This window comes from Nocardiopsis valliformis DSM 45023, from assembly GCF_000340985.1.
Classification (GTDB): domain Bacteria; phylum Actinomycetota; class Actinomycetes; order Streptosporangiales; family Streptosporangiaceae; genus Nocardiopsis; species Nocardiopsis exhalans.
On the sequence record NZ_ANAZ01000013.1, the window covers coordinates 87370 to 106371 of the forward strand.

At 71.6% G+C, this 19002-nt stretch carries 20 protein-coding genes; 12 read left to right on the forward strand and 8 right to left on the reverse strand.

The window, feature by feature from the left end:
- Window positions 1-16 precede the first annotated feature (16 nt).
- Window positions 17-664 (forward strand): pyridoxamine 5'-phosphate oxidase family protein, encoded by a 648-nt coding sequence (locus D457_RS0114100; protein WP_017581314.1) that lies wholly within the window; start codon window positions 17-19, stop codon window positions 662-664.
- Between the two features lie 18 nt (window positions 665-682).
- Here the strand turns inward: D457_RS0114100 and dtd are convergent, their stop codons facing one another.
- Together dtd and D457_RS0114110 are read right to left on the reverse strand one after the other, a co-directional pair.
- On the reverse strand, window positions 683-1108 hold the full coding sequence (dtd, locus tag D457_RS0114105; RefSeq protein WP_026116639.1) for a D-aminoacyl-tRNA deacylase: 426 nt from the start codon (window positions 1106-1108) through the stop codon (window positions 683-685).
- Between the two features lie 62 nt (window positions 1109-1170).
- The gene (locus tag D457_RS0114110) at window positions 1171-3021 is read right to left on the reverse strand and encodes a DUF2207 domain-containing protein (protein WP_017581316.1); all 1851 of its coding nucleotides are present in this window, start codon (window positions 3019-3021) and stop codon (window positions 1171-1173) included.
- 243 nt (window positions 3022-3264) lie between these two features.
- Between D457_RS0114110 and D457_RS0114115 the strand changes: the two genes are divergently transcribed.
- The 3 genes from D457_RS0114115 to D457_RS0114125 all read left to right on the forward strand — a co-directional run bounded on the left by D457_RS0114115 (window position 3265) and on the right by D457_RS0114125 (window position 7749).
- A complete protein-coding gene (locus tag D457_RS0114115) occupies window positions 3265-4152 on the forward strand; it encodes a neutral zinc metallopeptidase (RefSeq protein ID WP_017581317.1) in 888 nt (295 codons plus the stop codon).
- On the forward strand, window positions 4149-5165 hold the full coding sequence (locus D457_RS0114120) for a neutral zinc metallopeptidase (RefSeq protein ID WP_017581318.1): 1017 nt from the start codon (window positions 4149-4151) through the stop codon (window positions 5163-5165). Before D457_RS0114115 ends, D457_RS0114120 begins: the two co-directional genes overlap by 4 nt.
- Window positions 5166-5265: 100 nt before the next feature.
- On the forward strand, window positions 5266-7749 hold the full coding sequence (locus D457_RS0114125) for a hypothetical protein (protein ID WP_026116641.1): 2484 nt from the start codon (window positions 5266-5268) through the stop codon (window positions 7747-7749).
- Between the two features lie 115 nt (window positions 7750-7864).
- On the opposite strand, the gene D457_RS0114130 is transcribed toward D457_RS0114125, so the two are convergent.
- From D457_RS0114130 to D457_RS0114140, 3 genes are all read right to left on the reverse strand, one after another.
- Window positions 7865-8167, reverse strand: coding sequence for a DUF2516 family protein (locus D457_RS0114130; protein WP_017581320.1), 303 nt, complete (start codon window positions 8165-8167; stop codon window positions 7865-7867).
- A gap of 108 nt (window positions 8168-8275) precedes the next feature.
- Window positions 8276-9220 (reverse strand): M56 family metallopeptidase, encoded by a 945-nt coding sequence (locus tag D457_RS0114135; RefSeq protein ID WP_017581321.1) that lies wholly within the window; start codon window positions 9218-9220, stop codon window positions 8276-8278.
- A gap of 5 nt (window positions 9221-9225) precedes the next feature.
- Complete coding sequence (locus D457_RS0114140; protein ID WP_083926756.1) at window positions 9226-9588, reverse strand: BlaI/MecI/CopY family transcriptional regulator; 363 nt, start codon at window positions 9586-9588, stop codon at window positions 9226-9228.
- A 227-nt stretch (window positions 9589-9815) separates the two neighbouring features.
- On the opposite strand from D457_RS0114140, the gene D457_RS0114145 reads away from it, so the two are divergent.
- The 3 genes from D457_RS0114145 (at window position 9816) to D457_RS37810 (ending at window position 11025) form a co-directional block, all read left to right on the forward strand.
- On the forward strand, window positions 9816-10340 hold the full coding sequence (locus D457_RS0114145) for an O-acetyl-ADP-ribose deacetylase (RefSeq protein WP_026116642.1): 525 nt from the start codon (window positions 9816-9818) through the stop codon (window positions 10338-10340).
- A 77-nt stretch (window positions 10341-10417) separates the two neighbouring features.
- Window positions 10418-10855 (forward strand): hypothetical protein, encoded by a 438-nt coding sequence (locus tag D457_RS0114150; protein ID WP_026116643.1) that lies wholly within the window; start codon window positions 10418-10420, stop codon window positions 10853-10855.
- 62 nt (window positions 10856-10917) lie between these two features.
- On the forward strand, window positions 10918-11025 hold the full coding sequence (locus D457_RS37810; RefSeq protein WP_394297045.1) for a zinc-ribbon domain-containing protein: 108 nt from the start codon (window positions 10918-10920) through the stop codon (window positions 11023-11025).
- A gap of 62 nt (window positions 11026-11087) precedes the next feature.
- Here D457_RS37810 and D457_RS0114160 read toward each other — a convergent pair whose 3' ends face one another.
- A complete protein-coding gene (locus D457_RS0114160) occupies window positions 11088-12401 on the reverse strand; it encodes a cryptochrome/photolyase family protein (RefSeq protein ID WP_017581326.1) in 1314 nt (437 codons plus the stop codon).
- 84 nt (window positions 12402-12485) lie between these two features.
- On the opposite strand from D457_RS0114160, the gene D457_RS0114165 reads away from it, so the two are divergent.
- The 5 genes from D457_RS0114165 to D457_RS0114185 all read left to right on the forward strand — a co-directional run bounded on the left by D457_RS0114165 (window position 12486) and on the right by D457_RS0114185 (window position 17530).
- On the forward strand, window positions 12486-13502 hold the full coding sequence (locus tag D457_RS0114165; RefSeq protein ID WP_017581327.1) for a YbgA family protein: 1017 nt from the start codon (window positions 12486-12488) through the stop codon (window positions 13500-13502).
- Window positions 13503-13668: 166 nt separating this feature from the next.
- On the forward strand, window positions 13669-14664 hold the full coding sequence (locus D457_RS0114170; protein ID WP_017581328.1) for an alpha/beta hydrolase: 996 nt from the start codon (window positions 13669-13671) through the stop codon (window positions 14662-14664).
- Between the two features lie 138 nt (window positions 14665-14802).
- Complete coding sequence (gene mshA / locus D457_RS0114175) at window positions 14803-16092, forward strand: D-inositol-3-phosphate glycosyltransferase (RefSeq protein WP_017581329.1); 1290 nt, start codon at window positions 14803-14805, stop codon at window positions 16090-16092.
- 72 nt (window positions 16093-16164) lie between these two features.
- Window positions 16165-16725, forward strand: coding sequence for a type III secretion system chaperone family protein (locus D457_RS32550; RefSeq protein WP_051072936.1), 561 nt, complete (start codon window positions 16165-16167; stop codon window positions 16723-16725).
- A 58-nt stretch (window positions 16726-16783) separates the two neighbouring features.
- Entirely contained in the window at window positions 16784-17530 is a 747-nt protein-coding gene (locus D457_RS0114185) for a phosphoglyceromutase (RefSeq protein WP_017581331.1), read from the forward strand.
- Between the two features lie 115 nt (window positions 17531-17645).
- Here D457_RS0114185 and D457_RS0114190 read toward each other — a convergent pair whose 3' ends face one another.
- Window positions 17646-18008, reverse strand: coding sequence for a DsrE family protein (locus D457_RS0114190; RefSeq protein WP_017581332.1), 363 nt, complete (start codon window positions 18006-18008; stop codon window positions 17646-17648).
- 4 nt (window positions 18009-18012) lie between these two features.
- Window positions 18013-18789 (reverse strand): hypothetical protein, encoded by a 777-nt coding sequence (locus tag D457_RS0114195; protein WP_017581333.1) that lies wholly within the window; start codon window positions 18787-18789, stop codon window positions 18013-18015.
- Between the last annotated feature and the right edge of the window lie 213 nt (window positions 18790-19002).

A 19002-nucleotide genomic window follows, 5' to 3' on the forward strand; every position in this document is an offset into this window, starting at 1 on the left:
TTCCTACGGTAGACGCATGCTCTCCACCACAGAACGCACACGGCTCAACCGTGGCAAGGCCAAGGCCAGAACCGACCGCAACGAGCTGTACGACCTCCTCGACGAAGGGCTGGTCTGCCACCTCGGCGTGGTCGTGGACGGCTCACCCCGAGTACTGCCCACCGGCTACGGACGGATCGGCGACACCCTCTACCTGCACGGTTCGACCGGCGCGCGCTCGCTGCGGGCGGAGGCCGAGGTGTGCGTGACGGTGACCCTGCTGGACGGGATCGTGATGGCCCGCTCGGGCTTCCACCACTCGATGAACCACCGATCCGCGATGGTGTTCGGAACCCCGCGCGTGGTCACCGACGAGCAGGAGCGCTGGGACGGGCTGCGCGCGATCACCGAGCAGCTCGCTCCGGGCCAGTGGGATGTGGTCCGCCCGCCGAACGCCAAGGAGATGGCGGCCACCCGGGTACTGGCGCTGTCCCTGACGGAGGCGTCGGTGAAGGTCCGCACCGGCCCGCCCAACGACGAGGAGTCGGACCACCCCACCCCGATCTGGGCGGGTGTGCAGCCGGTCCGGATGGTGTTCGACCCCCCGGTGACCGACCCGGCGCTGATCCACGACCTCCCCGCCCCCGACCACGTCCTGGCCCGAGTGACCCGGGATGGGACCTGAAGGCCTTCCCAGCCCGGATCAGACCTCGACGATGACGGTGAAGGGGCCCTCATTGGTCAGGCCGACGGACATCTGAGCGCCGAACACCCCGGTGGCCACCTCCGCGCCCTGGTCGCGTAGTTCCTTGACGACCGCGTCCACCAGTGGTTCGGCGACCGGTCGGGGGGCAGCCGCCTGCCAGGTGGGGCGGCGGCCCTTGCGGGCGTCGCCGTAGAGCGTGAACTGGCTGACCACCAGGAGGGGGGCGTTGATGTCCGAGCAGGACTTCTCGTCCTCCAGGATGCGCAGCGTCCACAGCTTGCGGGCGACCTTGCGGGCCTCCTCCTCGGTGTCGGTGTGGGTCACCCCCACCAGGGCCATCAGGCCGGGCCGGGTGATCTCGCCGACCACCTCGCCGTCCACCGTCACCGAAGCGTGCGACACCCGCTGCACGACAGCGCGCATGGGTTCCCCCTTGATCATCGAAGTCTTCCGCCCCCGCTTTCCGCACTGGGCCGGGGGCGGTACTACCTCGATCGTTGCAGCTGGTTGAGCAGGCGCACCCGGCGGGTGTTGGTGATCAGGCCGGTGAGCGTGACCACGAACGTGCTGATGGAGTCCGAGAAGTCCTCGATCCGCCATTCGCTCGGCCCCGTGTACCAGGCGAGTCCGTCACCGGTGAGCTCCTCGGGGCTGAGGTCGGCGATCGCGGCGGCGGCCAGGATGTTGGCCCAGCGGTCGACGTCATCGAAGATCACGGCGTAGGGCAGGTAGCGCGAGTACAGCTCCACCCGCTGACCGGGTGGGGCGCTCTGGGCGCGCTGGCTGAGCAGGTAGTCGCGGAAGCCCATGGTGTGCGCGTAGACGGAGCTGCCGAGCTTGGTCTTGGCGGGCATGTACTGGGCCCCGGCGGTGACGGCCGCCCCGGCGATGATCACGGCCAGGCCGGTGAAGGCCGCGGTGGTGAACACCGCGAGCGCACCGGTCAGGACCACCCCGGAGACGGTGAGCCCCATGCCGACGACGGTCCAGGTACCGCGCTCCCGGTTGGGCGAGCGGGAGAACCACTTGAGCCGGACCATGTCCCGGTACAGCTCCTCGCGCACGCGGTCGATGCGGGCCGGGAAGTCCGCGCAGTGGTGCGGGGAACCGATCTCGGACAGGCGCACGGTGCGCTTCTCCCCGAAGAGGGCGTCCAGCAGAAGCCATTCGTAACCGAGCAGGGTCTCCCCCGGAGGGCCCTCCAGGCGGACCAGCCGCCAGTCCACCGAGGTGAAGTGTTCGTGCGGGAGCTCCTCGACCCGGATGTGGCCGCGCACGGCCAGGTCCAGGACCGCGCCGCTCAGATCGGTGATGTCGACCGTCTCGTTGACGAGTGTGCCGATCTGGCCGGGGTGGACGTCGTCGGGCGGGGCGAAGCGCACCCGGCCGTGCTCCCCTGGAGCCACTGGAGCGTGGTCGCCCTCGGACGCCTCCTTGCGCAGCGCGCGCTCGTCGCGGCCGCGGACCCGGATCAGCGCGATCAGCCCGCCCACCAGGACCAGCAGCAGGAGGCCGAACACGCTGGCGGTGGCCGGGGTGATCTGGAAGGCCGAGGCCAGTGACCAGCGGCGGGTGAGGATGGGTTCGCCCTCGGCGGTGCCGGGCGGGTAGTTGACGACGATGTCCAGCCGGTCGCTGGGGGTCATGTCGGCCTGGAGGAAGTGCGCGACGACCGCGTCCCCGCCCATGTCCGAGGCGGTGCAGTACATGGCGCTGCGGGGCTCTCCAGCCAGGCAGGACAGCGCCTCGGGCGGCAGCGGGGCGGTGACGGTGACGTCGGTGCTGCGGACGGTGTGGCTGTAGGCGCCCACGGCCCGCCACTCGAGCTGGATGCCCTGGGCCACCTCGCTGACAGTGCCGCTGACCCGGTAGCTGAGCTTCACCCCGCGGGTGCCCTCGGTGGGGATGCGCACCAGGAGGGCGCCGTCGGTCTCCTCGGTCTCGAGCGGGAGGGTGGCACCGTCAGAGCTGACCGCGGAGACCCCGTTGATCTCGAAGCGGCGGTCGTGGTCGGTGTCATAGAGCATCGTGGCCGTGAGAGCCCGTGTGAAGCTCTCCGGGGCGGCTCCCTCGAAGCGGATGGTCTCCTCACCGTGGAGGATGCCCAGTTGGTCCAGATCGAGGCGGATGTCGTTGGTGATGACCGGGTCCGTGGCGGAACGGTGGGCGATGACCGCCGGTTCCTGCCCCGGTACTGTGGTTGCCGGTGCGGCCGCCGTCGCCGCGTGCGCCTCTCCTCTCGGCCACGCCACGGCGGACACCGCGACCAGCGAGGAGAACACGAGCAGGGCCGTCGCCAACGCGACGGCCGGGCGCCAGGAGCCGACCCACCACATGACGCGAGAGCCTATCCGGTCCGTGCGCGGACCGTGTCCATCGGGCGCCCCCAGCGGCGTCGTGCGCCGGCCAGCCATGCGGCCGGACGGCCGGTCCACCGGTCGGCCCGCCGGCCTGCCCGACACTGTTTCCACCGGCCTGAGCGGCCACCGCGCGCGCCGGGGCCGGGTTCCGTGGTGAGGGGCCGGCGGTCGGGTCCGGGGGCGGACCCATGGGCGGACCAGCCCGGTTTCCTCCAACGCATGGGGCTGGGCGTCTCCTTATCGCTGGGCACGGGGTTGGCCGCGGTCGGGTTCACCGGGTTCCTGTCGATCTCGGCGATGCTGCCGTCGGCCGAAGCGGCCCTGGGTGAGCCGCTCGGGCCGGGCCCCGACCAGGTGCTGATCGCGGACGTCGCCGAGGCACCGGCCGCCGACCCGGTGCCGATCCAGGACCCGTTCGGGCAGAACCCGCTCTACGCCAACGGTGAGCTGGGCGAGGTCACCTGCAAGCCGCCGAAGATGGACACCGGGGACCCGAAGTCGGTGGAGGTGTTCGTGCACGCCATCGCCGACTGCCTGGACGCGGCCTGGGCGGCCTACTTCGCGGAGGCGGGCATCCCCTTCACCTCACCCAACCGCATCTACTGGTACGCGGAGGGGCACAGCCCCTGCGGGCCCTTCCCCACTCAGGGCACGGCGGCCTTCTACTGCCAGGCCAACCAGGGCCTCTACCTGGGCGTGGAAGACATCGTCGCGGCATCGGCGGGAAGCGAGGAGGCCGAGGCGTACACGTTCCTGCTCAGCCACGAATACGGGCACCACGTGCAGGGGCAGTCCCGGATCCTGGCCGAGTTCCACGCGCTGCGGGCCAACGCCGACGAGGAGACCGCAGACGAGCTGACCCGGCGCAACGAGCTCCAGGCCGACTGCCTGGGCGGAGTGTTCATCGGTGCCGCTGGGGAGTCCCTCGGTTACGGGGAGTCCGAGCGGACCAATATCCTCGACTCCGTCGGGCGCCGCTCCGACCACGCGGGCACGAGCACGCACGGGTCGGTGGAGAACGGTCGTCTGTGGACCGCGCACGGCATGGACCGTGTGGACCCGGCCGCCTGCAACACCTGGGAAGCCCGCGAGGAGCTGGTGCGGTGAGCGGTGACCTCGGCTTCGGCGGGGCGGACGCGGCCTCACGGCTGGCCCACTCCCGCAGGGCGCACCGGACCAACCGACGGGTCTTCAGCGTGGTGTGCGGCCTCCTGGTGGTCCTGCTGGCGCTGTCCCTGCTCTCCTGGACCACCGTCCAAGAGGGCGGCTCGGACACGGACACGGTGTCCGGACGGGCCGACGGCACAGGGGACGAGAAACCCGGACAGGAGCACCCCGTCGAGGACACGCCCTCCGGGCAGCTGGGACTACCCGGCCGCGCCCTGCCCGACCGACCCACCGGGCACATCGCGCTGGTCTCCAACCCGCTGTACGACACCGGTCGGCTGAGCCCGCTGCCGTGCCCGGTGCCGGAGCTGGACGTCGAGGACCCCGACTCCATGGGGCAGTTCCTACACCTGGTCGCGGACTGCCTGGACGACGCGTGGAAGACCCAGTTCGACCGGGCGGGCATCCCCTTCGCGCCGCCGAACCGGGTGTTCTGGAGCGAGCCTGGTGTGAGCCCCTGCCGTGCTTACCCCTCCCCCGCCGGGGCGTTCTACTGCCGGGCGAGCAGCGCCATCTACATCGGCACCTCGGATGTGGTGGAGAAGTGGAACAGCTCCGAGGACAGCGTGGTCTACGCTTCCCTGCTCGCCCACGAGTACGGCCACCACGTGCAGGGCGAGTCCGGGCTCCTGGAGTACTACCACGAGCAGCGCCAGCTGGAGGAGGACGACGTGGGCCGCAACGCGTGGACGCGCCGCAGCGAGCTCCAGGCCAACTGCCTGGCGGGCGCTTTCCTGGGATCGGTCCGGGTGAGCTACCCCTTGGATTCGGGGGACCTGGAGGTGCTGCTGGACGACGCCTCGGCCACCGCGGACCGCGCCGACGGCCCCGACGAGGAGCGCACGCACGGTTCCGCGGACAACAGCGTGTGGTGGACGCGGGCCGGCTGGGACGAGCAGTCGGCGGGCGCCTGCAACACGTGGGACGTGGACGACGGGGACCTAGTGAAGTAACGGGCCCGGGCCACGGTCGGGAAGCGTTCGAGTTCCCCGAGTTGTCCACAGGGGCGGCTGAGCCGTGTTTCATCGCCACTGCGCGTGGCAGGATGCTGACATGCCGGATACCCCCGATTCCCCCGGCTCTCGCGAGCCGGAGCACCAGCCCTCCGCCCCTCGGGCCCTCTCCCTCAGCCCCACTGAGAAGCCCTCCGCCGCCCCTGCCCGCAACTGCGTGGAGCTGCGCGTGCATGGGGTGAGCGGCGGTCAGGCCGAGGAGCTCCTGGACGTGGAGCCCGCCATGCGCGTGGGCGGCGACCGGCTCGCCGGTTTCTTCCGGTGGCGGCGCGAGCCTGACACCCAGAGCGTGCCCGGGGTGCGGCGGGAGATCTTCGCCTGGGGCAACCTGACCTCGGGCAGCGCCTCGCGGGCGTTCTGGCTCCTGCTGCTGCCGTTCATGCTGCTCAACGTGGCGTACTGGATGCGGCCGGGGCGGATGGACCGGGAGCAGACCGGCCTGCGCCGGGGCGCCAGCATCGCTTACGGGGCCGGGGTGCGGCTGCTGGCGCTGTCCCTGACCGTGCTCATCACCCTGGCCGCGGCCGGGGTGGGGATGGACCTGGTGGGCTGGCAGTGCGGCGGGATGGGCCAGGAATGCGTCCAAGCGCGCCCGTGGCTGGCCTTCCTGGCCTCGGCGTCCTCGCCGCTGTCCGTTCCGGGGTGGGGGCTGCTGCTCGGGGCGGTGCTGCCCGCGGCCGTCGTCCTGGTGCTGTGGCGGCTGTCCCGGAGAACGGCGGCCGACTACGAGGTGGTGACCGGTCCTGTGCCGCCGGAGTACGCCGAGGACGCCCCGTTGAGCCATCCGGACTTTTGGCGCAACAGCGAGATCATGGCGCGGCTGAGATCGGCGCACATCGCGATGGCGGTGGGCACCGTCGCGGCGCTGCTGCTGCTCCCCGCGTTCCTGCACGACCTGTCGGTGCGGGGCGGGGCGGCGCCGACCGGGCCCGCGGCCTGGTGGTTCGGGGCGGGGCTGGCGGCCGTGTTGGCGACCGTGGCGGCGGCGAGCACCGCGAGCGTGCTGGTGCCGGGGAGGGATCCCCGGTGGAACGCGCGGGCCGACCGGTTCTGCCGCATCCTGCGGGACACCATGCTCTTCGTGGTGGTGGTCGTGGCCGTGTACACGGTGTGGCCGCGGCCCGGATGGGTGGCCCAGGGGCGGCTGCCCGGCAGCGGGACCCTGCTGAACACGCTCTTCGCCGTGCAGGGCGCGCTGGTCCTGATGCTGCTGCTGGCGGCGCTGGTGCTGTTCGCGGTGGACCGACCGCACGAGCGCACCGCGATGCGCGGACTGGCCGGACCGGCCACGGCCGCGCTGGGCACACTGCTGGGCGGCGGGTTCTCGGCGGCGCTGGTCTACCAGGGGGCGCTGTGGCTGAGCGGCTGCGGTTCGGTGAACGCGCCCGAGGCGGACTGCCTGGCCCTGTCGCCGCCCACCGCCTACTCGTGGCTGCAGCTGGCGTTCGCCTTCGAGGCGGTGATCGTGCTGGGCGTGATGGCGGTGCTGGCCCTGCGGCTGCGCGGGGCGGTACGGGCGCAGCTGCCCGAGGTGACCTCGCTGTACTCGCGGAGCGTGCGGGACCGCAGGACCTGGGACATCGCCAAGGCCAGGGCCGTGGGGCAGCTGACCGAGGTCCTGCCCAAGGTGCTGGCGGCGCTGCTGCTGCCGGTGATCCCCCTGGTGGGGCTGGCGCTGTACTCGATCCTCACCGGCAACCTGGTCGCCGGTCCGGTGGACGCCCCGGCGCTCATGGCCGGGGAGTTCCAGGGCGTGGCGCAGGGTGGGCTGGACGCGCTGGTGGGCGTGGGTTCGATCATCGGCGGGGCGGGCCTGGTGGCCCTGGCATGGATCGGCCGGAGCGCCTACCGGGACCGGCCGACCCGGCAGGCGGTGGGCGCTGTCTGGGACGTGGGGACCTTCTGGCCGCGGGTCGCGCACCCGCTGGCCCCGCCGTCGTACGCCGAGCGCGCGGTGCCGCAGCTGACCGCGCGAGTGGCGCGGATGGCCCGCGAGGGCACCGACGTGGTGCTGTCCGGCCACTCGCAGGGGTCGGTGCTGGCCGCCGCGACCGTGTGGCAGCTGCCCCGGGACTGTCGGGGCCGGATCTCGCTGATCACACACGGTTCGCCGCTGGACCGGCTGTACGCGCGGTACTTCCCGGCCTACTTCGGTCCGGCCGCGTTCGGTGACCTGAACGGGCGGGTGTCGGCCTGGCGCAACCTGTGGCGGGTCACCGACGCCATCGCGGGCCCGGTCCGCAGGCGGGGTTCCGAGGCGGGTGGTGCGGACGAGGGACGGGATCGGAGCGAGGAGGCCGTGGCACAGGCCGAGCCGCTGCCCGATCCGCGTTCGTACGACGCCCCGCCCGGGGAGGCCAGGCGCCCCGAGATCCTCGGGCACTCCTACTACACGAGCGACCCGGCCTACGCGCAGGCGCTGTCGGAGGTGCTGCCTCCGGAACCGCGGGAGGCCGCCGGGCCGACGGAGCCCGGACCGGCCGGGCGGTCCCTGCCGCCGCGGCCCTACCCCCGAAGCAACTGAGTGCGGGCCGGGCCGCGTGCGGTGGCCGGTGCCGCCCCCGAAGGACCGGGGTGGCGCCGACCGGGGATCAGGCGAGCTCGATCAGAGGGGCTCGGGGATCAGACCGGGCCCGGTACTACCAGGGGCCGTAGGGGCCGTTGTTCTGGTTGCTACCGCCCACACCCTTCACGGCGGGGCGCACGTCCAGCAGGAAGATGAGGGTGGCGACCAGGCCCAGGATGACGAACATGCCGGTGCCGCTCAGCACCGCGAGCAGCGAGAGGCCCGTCGCGACACCGGTGAGGATCACCCACAGCTTCTTGGTCTGCTTGTCCATGACCACGAAGGCCTGCTCCGGTGTCCTCAGCGCCTCAATGAACGCGTACAGGCTGGCCACGAAGGTCACGAGGTAGATCAGCTGCCAGATCCAGTAGAACAAGACTCACTCCAGTCGCCACACGCGTCCGAACGGGGTTCCGCCCGCTCTCCACGTTAAACGGACGACACGTGAAAATCGTGCCCCGTCGAGGCTGACATCACAACGGGCTCAGATGGGAATGTGCCACAGACACGTCACGGTGGCCAGCAGGAAGGCCGAGGCACCCATGATGACGGCGCCCGCGTGGTAAGGGAGTTCGTCGTCCGGGCGCAGGAGCCGGTTGACCCTGCGCATGACGCCGGGCTCGGCGGTGGGCACCGCGGCCATCGCGCCGGCGGGCACCGGGGCGGGACCGGCGGCACCGAAGCGGAGCAGGGCCATGGCCAGCTCACGCGAGGAGCTCTTGCGGAGGGCCTGGTCGTCGGCGCACATCTCGATGAGCAGCGCGACGCTCTCGTAGTAGGTCCGCACCAGCCGCACGCGGGGGAAGGCCCGCTTGAGCGAGGAGAAAGGCAGCAGCACGAGGTCGTGGCGCTGACGCAGGTGGGCGTGCTCGTGGGCGAGCACCGCGGCGAGTTCACGGTTGTCCAGCACCTCGAGCGCACCGGCGCTGATCACCACCTGCGAGCGCAGTACGCCGGGCAGGCAGTAGGCGGCGGCGGCCGGGTGGTCGACGACGCGGGCGCCGGGGACGTCGGGGTGTTCGCTGGCCACCAGTTCGAGCAGGTCGTGGTGGCGCCTGCGGACCCGGACCACCTGCACGAAGGAGGCGACGAGCCCGGAGAAGAGCACGAGGGTCAGGATGATCGCCAGCGCGACGGCGGCGAGGTGGCTGACTCCCTCGATCCCCTGGGAGAACTCGGCGAGGATGAACTCACCGGTGATCAGGTCCGACGCGGCGGCCATCAGGCCGCCGGCGGCGCCGAGTTCGTAGGAGGACAGGCCGTAGGCCAGCAGCGCTCCGATGGTGGACACGCCCCAGGCCAGGCCAAGCGCCTGCCAGGCGATGACCGCCGTGTAGGGGCCGCGGGAGGGCCACTTCGCCCGATGGAGTGCTTCCATGGCGACGAGGCAGCTGATCGCGACGATGGTGAGGAGGGCGGCACTGACCATACGGACTAGTTCCTTGGCTGCTCGATTTCCGCGAGTGCGCGCCGGAGCGCTTCAGCCTCCTGGCCGTCCATGGATTGGACGAAGGCGGCCAGGGCCGCGTCACGGTCCACCGTCTGACCCAGCGCGTCGAACATCAGCTCCGACACGTAGTTCTCACGGCTGGCTGCCGGACGGTACCGCCACGCACGACCCTCACGTGCTCGGTCGACGACCTTCTTCTTGGCCAGTCGGTCGAGCACGGTCATGACGGTCGTGTGTGCCAGGTCCCGCTCGGCGAGTGCTTTGCCGACCTCGCGAACCGTCATTGGTTCGTTGCGTGCCCACAGTACATCCATCACCGCTCGTTCAAGTTCGCCAAGCCGATTCATGAACTCAAGTCTACGGCCAGTAGTACTACTGGCCGTGGCACCCCCGCGTTAATTCAGGATGACTTACGGGGAAGGGCTTTGAGGCCCTTCGGACAGGGGCCGAAGGTCCGGAGTTCCGGGTGGGCGCGTCAAGCCGGAGTGACCCTTCTCCCCCGCCACGGGTAGGGGTGGGGCGCTCCGTTCGCGGGAAGGCACACGAGGAGCACGAGCAGACCGAAGGGGTGCACATGGCCGACCGGATGCGGATCCAGCTGTTCCAGGGAGACATCACCGGGCATCGCGCGGACGCGATCGTCAACGCCGCCAACAGCTCCCTGCTGGGCGGCGGCGGGGTGGACGGCGCCATCCACCGCAAGGGCGGAAAGGCGATTCTGGAGGAATGCCGCAAGCTGCGCGCCTCCCACTATGGGGGCGGTTTGCCCGCCGGGCAGGCGGTGGCGACCACTGCGGGGAAACTACCCGCCCGTTGGGTGGTCCACACCGTCGGCCCGGTGTACAGCGAGGCCGAGGACCGGTCGGCGGTGCTGGCCTCGTGCTTCACCGAGTCGCTGCGGGTCGCGGACGAGTTGGGCGCGGAGTCGGTCGCCTTCCCGGCGATCTCCACCGGGGTCTACCGGTGGCCGCTGGACGACGCAGCGCGGATCGCCGCGCGGGCGCTGCCCACTGCCGAGGTCAGGGTGGCCCGGGTGGACCTGGTGCTGTTCGACGAGGCCGCGCTGGCCGCGTTCCGGCGGGCTTTCGACACCACCTGATCCGCCGGCCTGCCGAAAGGGCGCGGTTGGCCGCCCCCGCCTACCGCGGCGCCGCGGTCCGTCGTACGCTCCGTCCCATGGGACACCGGCATCCGAGCAAGCTCAAGAACCCCGAGGTGAGTCACGCGCGCGCCCGTTGGCTGCTGCGCGCGGAGCTCGCCGGGTGCGACGCCTGCCGCTCCGAGGGCGATGAGGACGCCCTGTCCGACCTCGCGTCGGGCGGTGTCTTCGACTCCCTGATCACGGGTTTCGTCCTGTCCCGCGTCCAGCAGTGGCACTCGCCGAGTCGGCCCTCCCAGTACCCGGCCACGGTGTACCGCATCGCCCCCATCCACGAACGGGATTTCTGGCGGCCCCCGACCCAGCACTGCATGCGCGTGTGCACGGTGACGGGCTCCGGGGGCAACGGGGTGGACACCGTCCCCGCACTCCGGGAACTGCGTCTGATGTCGACCGCGGACCGCGCCCTGGTCCTGGACGACATCATCGACGGGCTCGCCGAAACGGAAGGTTGACCTTGACGCCCGTTCCCCACCTCACCCGGTTCCGTTCCCCGTTCCCCGCGCCGATCCCCGCCATGTCCCCCAAGCACGACAAGCCCATCGTGGGCCAGTGTGAGAGATGCGGTGAGTACCTCAACGCCGGGGTGCGCACCTGCCCGAACTGCGGTTACTACAACGGCTGACCCGCCCCTGGTCTCCCCGCACCGCACGGCCGCAGGTCCGAGGCGGTCCGACCGACCCCGCGCTATTTGCCGGGGTCGGCGATCGGCTTCGGGTAGCCCTCCACCCCTTCACCGAATCCCTCCAGCCACGGGGTGTGGGCGAGCGCACCGGCCAGCCCCGCGAGTTCGGGGACGTGGCGCCGCACGTACACACCGTCGGGATCGAAGCGCTTGGCCTGCCGGGAGGGGTTGAACGCGCGGTTGGGCCGGGTGTCGTTGCCGGTCCCGGCGGTCCACTGCCAGTTTCCGTACTCGTTGGCGACGTCGCCGTCGGTCAGGTGCGCGTCGAAGTGCGCGGCGCCCTCCCGCCAGTGCACGAGCAATGTCTTGGTGAGGAAAGCGGCGGTGATCATGCGGGTGCGGTTGTGCATGAAGCCCTCCCGGAGCAGCTGCCGCATGCCGGCATCCACGATCGGCACCCCGGTGCGGCCCTCCTTCCAGGCGGCGAGGGCCTCGGGATCGGTGCGCCACTCACGGTCCCGGGGCCGGTAGTCGCGGATGTTGATGGCCGGGAAGGCGGCGGTGACCTGGTGGTGGAAGTCGCGCCAGGCGAGCTGGCGCACGTACTCGGAACCGCCGGGCAGGTCACGGGCGGCGGTGGCGACCTCCAGCGGGGACAGGCAGCCGAAGCGCAGGTCCGCGGAGAGCCCGGAGGTGGCGGCTCCGGGAAGGTCGTCGTGCCGGTCCCCGTAGTCGGCCAGGCCGAGGTCGAGCCAGGAGCGCAGGCGTTCGCGGGCCAGGGCCTGGCCGCCGCGGACGCGGTCCGGAGCGAGGACGCCCACTCCTTCCGTGCCGTCCGCCAGGTCGGGGAGCTCCCCCGGGTCGAGGCCGTCGGGCAGGTCCAGGTGTTCGGGCGCGGGCAGTACCTCGCGCCAGGCGGCCGACTCCCAGGACCGCCAGTAGGGGGTGAAGACCTTGTAGTGGTCGCCGCTGGCCGGGGTGACCCCGCCCGGCGGGACCACGGTCAGCCCGGGGTGGGTGCGCACCTCCAGGCCGGTGGCGCGCAGTGCCTCCTCCCGACGGGCAGCGAACCAGCTCACACCCGAGCTCAGGTGAACGGTGCGGGCCCCGGTCTCCCGAGCCAGAGCGAGGACCTCGGCGTCCGTGTCGCCCCGGCGCAGGACGAGGTCGCCGCCGCGTGCGCGCAGGGCTGAGCGCAGGTCGGCCAGGGCCTCGCCCAGGTAGGCGCGGCGGTTGCGCGCAGCGCGGCGCAGGAGTGCGGGTTCGAGGACGAAGAGCGGGACCACCGGCCCGGGGCCGCGGAGGGCCGCGGTCAGCGCGGGGTGGTCGTGCAGGCGCAGGTCCTGGGTGAGGAGGACGAGAACGGGGGTGCCCAACAGAACTCCTTCACTTTGCGGGACCATCACACTACTGCCTGTGTGCTGACGATTGCCCGATGTCAGACCGGGTAGGGCCCCATCATGAACCCGGTTCAGAACCCACCCCTGCGCCCCGTCGTCGGGGTCTCCAGCTGCCTGATCGGCGCGCCCGTGCGCTACAACGGCGGGCACTCACGGTACAAGTTCCTCACCGACGAGCTGGACCGGCACGTGGACTGGCTACCGGTCTGCCCGGAGGCGGAGATCGGGCTGGGCGTGCCGCGCCCGACCCTGCGCCTCCAGGACCGCCCGGAGCCGGAGGCTGACGGCCCGGAGGCGGAAAGCGGGCAGGCCTGGAGCGCGGACCGGGTGATCTCCAGCAAGGACGGCACCGACCATACGGACGACCTAGCCGGGGTCGCCGACCGGCACCTGCGGGAGCTACGCCGTCTGGACGGCTACGTGCTCAAGAACAAGTCGCCGAGCTGCGGTCTCTACGCGCTGCCGGTGTTCAACGACAACGGCGACCGGCTGCGCGGGACGGGCCGGGGCGCCTTCGCCGCCCGGCTCACCGCTCTGCTCCCCCACCTTCCGGTGGAAGAGCAGGGACGCCTGTCCGACGCGGTGCTGCGCGAGCACTTCGTGGAGCGGGTGTTCGCGCACTCCCGGCTGCGTGCCCTACTGGAGTCGGAGTGGCGCCCGCGCGACCTCGTGGAGTTCCACACCCGGCACAAGCTCCAGCTGATGGCCCACTCCCCGGACGGTTACCGGGAGACCGGGCGGATCGTGGCGCGGGCCGGCACCGACTCCCCCGAGGAGATCGCATCCGTGTACGCGGAGGCCTTCCACCGGGCCCTGGCGGTCAAGACCAGCCGGGGCAAGCACGCCAACGTGCTCCAGCACGTCTTCGGCATGATCAGCCCGATGCTGGACGACACACGCAGGCACGACCTGCTGGCCGGGATCGAGGAGTACCGGGAGGGCCAGGCCCCGCTCAGCCTGCCGGTGGCCCTGCTGCGGCACCACTGCTCCGCGGAGGACGTGGCCTGGGCCAGCAACCAGACCTACCTGCGCCCCTACCCGGACCCGCTGCGGCTGCGGCACCCGGTGGCGGTCTGAAGGAGGAGCCGGAGAAGTTCGGGGAGAAGAGAACCCCGAAGGGCGGGGCCTGACGAAGGTACGTCGCAAATTCCACACGCAAAGAGCACACTCGACTACAGTGGGTTACTGTACGTGACCGCGTGGTGCGCGGTTCCCGGTTGCCCCCGACACCGAGGTCTTCGACGTGTTCGTCTCGTTCCCCCGACGCGCCGCCGTGCTCGTCTCCTCCTGTGCCGTCGCCCTGATCGCCGCGACCCTGGCCACCACGCCGCAGGAGGGTCTGGCGGAGCGGTTCGGGCACCACCTGACCGCGCCCGCACCGGAACTGGCCCACGGCCACATGGCCCTTCCGCCCGAAGCGGGCTCCACCCCCGCGCCCATCCCCCACCCCGGGCAGGTCGCGGTCTGCGCTGAGCCCGGCCGCGACGAGGTCGTCACGCTGTCGGACCCCGGCGCACCCGAGGAGGAGGGGCGCGCCCTGTGGATCCGCCGCCCGCCCGGCCCGGACAGCGCCGATCTGCCCGTCCTCTACCTACTGCACGGTTCCGCCTCCACCCACCGCACCCTCATGGACGCGGACGTGGGTGCCCGCCTGGACCAGCAGATGTGCCGTACGGGGGTCGAGTTCGTCATCGCCGCCCCGCACGGGCAGGAGAGCGGCGGGGCCACCACGGAGTGGGGCGACGCCCACGACGGCCGGTTCGCGCTGGAGAGCTTCGTCACCGGCGCCACCGTGGCCGCGGTCGAAGGCGAGTACCCGCGGCCGCGGTCGCTGCGCGCGATCGGCGGTTTCTCCATGGGCGGTTACGGCGCCGCCGCCCTGGCCCTGCGCAACCCCGACCTCTACTCCCAGGTGGCCAGCTGGGGTGGGTACTTTCGCGTGGACGACCCCCACGGAACCTTCGGCGAGGATACTGGCCCGCACTCCCCCGACCGCCTCCTGGACTCGGAGGACGTGCGTGACCTGCGGTTCATGCTGGTGGAGGGGCGCGAGGACCACACCCCGCTCCAGCACGGGAGCATCCACGGCGAGGCCGAGCGCTTCTCCGAGCTGCTCACTGAGCACGGTATGACGGTCGCCACGATCCGGCCACGCGGCGGGCACGACATGGCCACCTGGAAGCGCACCTTCCCCGAGACCGTGGACTTCCTGGTCGCCGGTTGGGCTTCTACACCGTGATCCCGGCCGGGTCAACCCCGGCCCCCTCGGACGGTCCGGTGGGGAACAGTGTGTACCTTCGTCGCTGTTGACGACTACGGCTCGCACACATGTTGCGCACACGACCTGGAGGATCCACCGGTGGCCGGACCCGTACCGATGGGAGAACAGACGACGGTTCCCTCGACCCCTTCGAGGATCGCGACCGTCAGTCTGCACACCTCCCCGCTGGACCAGCCCGGCACCGGTGACGCCGGCGGGCTCAACGTGTACGTGGTCGAGGTGGCCCGCCGGATGGCCGAGCGCAACGTGGCCGTGGACGTGTTCACCCGGGCGACCAGCCCTGACCTCCCCCCGGTGGTCGAGCTCGCGCCGGGGGTGAACGTGCGGCACGTGCCCGCCGGGCCCTACGGCCATCTGGACAAGAACACCCTCGCCGACCACCTGTGCCCGTTCATCTTCGGCATGCTGCGCGCCGAGGCCCAGGGCGAGCCGGGCCACTACGACCTCGTGCACGGCCACTACTGGTTGTCCGGCAAGGCGGGGGTCGTGGCCGCCCGCCGCTGGGGGGTGCCCATGGTGCAGTCCATGCACACGATGGCGCGGGTCAAGAACGCCGCCCTGGCCACGGGCGACGCCCCCGAACCCGAGGCGCGGGTGCGCGGTGAGGACCAGCTGGTCCGCCAGGCCGACCGGCTCATCGCCAACACCGACGACGAGGCGCGCCAGCTCACCGGTTTCTACGGCGCCCGCAACGAGCAGATCAGCACGATCCCGCCCGGCGTGGACCTGGAGACCTTCACCCCGGGTTCGCGCGCCGCGGCCCTGGACCGGATCGGGCTGCCCCGCGACGCCGAACTCCTGCTGTTCGTGGGCCGGGTCCAGCGGCTCAAGGCCCCGGACGTGCTCATCCGCGCCGCGGCCGAACTCCTCGAACGCGACCCCTCACTGCGCTCGCGCCTGGTGGTCGGGATCGTCGGCGGGCTGTCCGGGGGCGGCAAGCGCGAGCCCCAGCTGCTCACCGACCTGGCGCGTTCGCTGGGCGTGGCCGACGTGGTACGGATGGAGCCGCCGCAGAACCGCGAGCGCCTGGCCGACTACTACCGGGCCGCGACCGCGACCGTGGTGCCCTCCTACTCCGAGTCCTTCGGACTGGTGGCCGTGGAGTCGCAGGCCTGCGGCACCCCGGTGCTGGCCGCCCGGGTGGGTGGGCTGAGCACGGCGGTGTCGGCAGGGGTCTCCGGGGTCCTGGTGGACGGGCACGACCCCCGGCACTACGCCGCCGAACTGCACCGGATGATTACCGAACCGGCCTGGCGTGCCAAGCTGGCCGAGGCGGCGCCCCGGCACGCCGCCACCCTGGGGTGGTCGCGGACCGTGGACGAACTGCTGGACGTGTACCGGGACGCCCTCACCCCGCGCGAGCTCAGTCTGGCAGCCTGCAGGTGACCTCGAACAGGAGCGAACACGGTGAGCGGAGTCGAAGTGGCCGACCGAACCGAAGTGACGAGAGGTGAGGACGTGGGAACGGAAACCGAGCGCGAGAGCGCCGTCAGGGCTATCGTCGAGGCCGTGGCGGAGGCCGGGCTGGAGGTCGAGTGCCCGCGTGAGGGTTCGTTCCTGGTGACACTCCCCGGCACCGCCAAGCTCAAGACCATGGTGTGGCTGGAGGCGGGTCCACACAGCCTCACGCTGACCTCGTTCTTCTGCCGCCAGCCCGACGAGAACCACGCCGGTTTCTACCAGTGGCTGACCCGGCGTAGCTCGGACATGTACGGGATGGCGTTCGTCTCCGACGACGTCGGCGACGTGTACATCCGCGGCCGGCTGCCGCTGGGCGGGGTGACCCCGGCGGAGGTGGACCGGCTGCTGGGCTGTGTGCTCACCTACACCGACGAGGGCTTCAACACCGCGCTGGAACTGGGGTTCGCCACGGCGATCCGCAAGGAGTGGAAGTGGCGGACCTCCCGCGGCCACGACACCCGCAACCTGCACGCCTTCGCCCACCTGGCCGACCCACCGGCCGAGCGCGCCAGGGAGAACGTGACCGAGGACATGATCGAGCCCGCTACCGAGCAGTAGGGCGAGTAGGGGCCTGCCGGGGAACGATCACCGGGGCGGGCTGGCTAGGCTGGTCCCCATGGGAACTCTGGTACTGCTTCGACACGGTGAGAGTGTCTGGAACGCGAAGGGCCTCTTCACCGGCTGGGTGGACGTGGACCTGTCCGCGCAGGGCGAGGAGGAGGCGCGCCGCGGCGGCGAACTTCTGAAGGCCGCCGGGGTGACCCCGGACATCCTGCACACCTCGCTGCTCAAGCGCGCGATCCGCACCGCGAACCTCGCGCTGGATGCCGCCGACCTGCACTGGCTGCCGGTCGAGCGCTCCTGGCGCCTCAACGAGCGCCACTACGGCGCCCTCCAGGGCAAGGACAAGGCTCAGACCCGTGAGGAGTACGGCGACGACCAGTTCATGACCTGGCGCCGCTCCTACGACACGCCCCCGCCGCCCATCGCCGACGACGACCCCTACTCCCAGGCCGGGGAGGCGCGCTACGACCTGCTCCCGCCGGAGCTGCTGCCGCGCACCGAGTGCCTCAAGGACGTCCTCGACCGCGCCCTGCCGTACTGGTACGACAACATCGTGCCGGATCTGGCCGCGGGCAAGACCGTCCTGGTCGCCGCGCACGGCAACTCGCTGCGCGCCCTGGTCAAGCATCTGGACGGGATCAGCGACGCCGACATCGCCGGGCTGAACATCCCCACCGGCATCCCGCTGGTGTACGAGCTGGACGACGAGTTCAAGCCGACCAAGCCGGGCGGCACCTACCTCGACCCGGAGGCCGCCAAGGCTGCCATCGAGGCCGTCGCCAACCAGGGCAAGAAGTAGGCCGAACCCGCATCCGCAACCCTGTGCCCGTGCCTTGGTCGGCGCGGGCACAGTCGTATCCGGGGGCGGCGAAGGTATGTCCGGGTCGGCGAAGGGCCGGAAAGAGCGGGGCGGGTCAGTAGACCAGGGCCTGGGCGCCGTCGTGGAGGGTCTCCTCCACGAAGGTGGCCGCGCCCGCGATGCGCACGCCCCCGATCAGGTCCCCCTGGGTGAGGTCCCGGCGGGCGGCGCACTGGGTGCAGACCGTCACCTGGCCCGCGGCGAGCACGGCGGCCAGCAGGTCTTGGAGCGGGGCCGCGTGCGGGAGTTCGAACTCCTCGGCCCGGCCGGGTACCGCGAACCACGCGGACTCCCCGGTCAGCCAGAGGGACACGGCCACCCCGCTGGCGACCGCGGCCGCCGCGACGGTGAAGGCCTGGTTGCACCGCTCCGGGGAGTCCTCACCGGCGGTGACCTTGATCACCAGGGAACGAGTCATGGGGTCAGCCTACTGAGAGCGCGACGGCGGTCAGGACCGCCCCCGCGATCGCGCAGACGGAGAAGGCGACCAGGAGTAGCAGAGCCTCCCGGCGGCGGGGCGATACCCGGGCCGGGCGTTCCGCCACACCGTGCTCGACGCCGAGCGAGCCACCCTCCGGAGCGACCAGCACCACCCGGCCGTCCCGAATGCTGAGCTCTCCGGACACGCGCAGGCGTGCGCCCGGGCGGATGATCCACTCGCGGTACTCGAACTCGATGGTCTCGCCCCGGAAGACGCCCGAGATCCGGCCGCGCACGCGCGGCAGGAGGTCGTCGGCGGCCGCGGCCACACCCGGCTGGGGTCGGCCGACCAGGCGCTTGAGGCAGAGCTCGGGATCGCGGGGTTCGGCGCCCTTGGGGTCCACATAGATGCGCTGGGCGTCACCGGGGCGCCCCTCGGCGACCAGGCCGAACAGGTCGCCGGAACCGTAGTCGGCGATGGAGTCGCAGGCGCGTTCACTGACCGAGCCCTCGGCCTGGTCACGGGCGAGCGGGCGGTAGTGGCGGAGCACCTCGTGGCCGTGCCACACGCACTCCGATCCGGCCAGACCGGACTCGATGGGCCCGGCGGGGCCGGGGGCGGCCACACCGGTGAGCGTGACACGCTGGCCCTGCCGGGCGGCCAGGGCGCTGGGGAGGAGTTGGGCGAGCCCGCGCTGACGCAGCCAGCGGCGCGTTCCGATGGCGGTCAGCGGCAGGAGGACCACCGCGACGACGAGCAGCGCCACACCGATCACCATTAGCACAGGCAGCCCCTTTGTAAGCGCGTCGGAGGTCGAGGACGACGGCGGGCGGTGAGCCCCGTGGCCGCGCCGCGTCTGCTGACAATCTTTACCAGTTCTCCGGGAAAGTGGGGCCAATTGGGCATGTCCAGTCCAAGGCTCCCCGGTGGCACGGAAGGCGCTCTCCGGCAGGTCGTCGCCGTCATGTCCGCGGCGCCGCTAGGCTCAGAG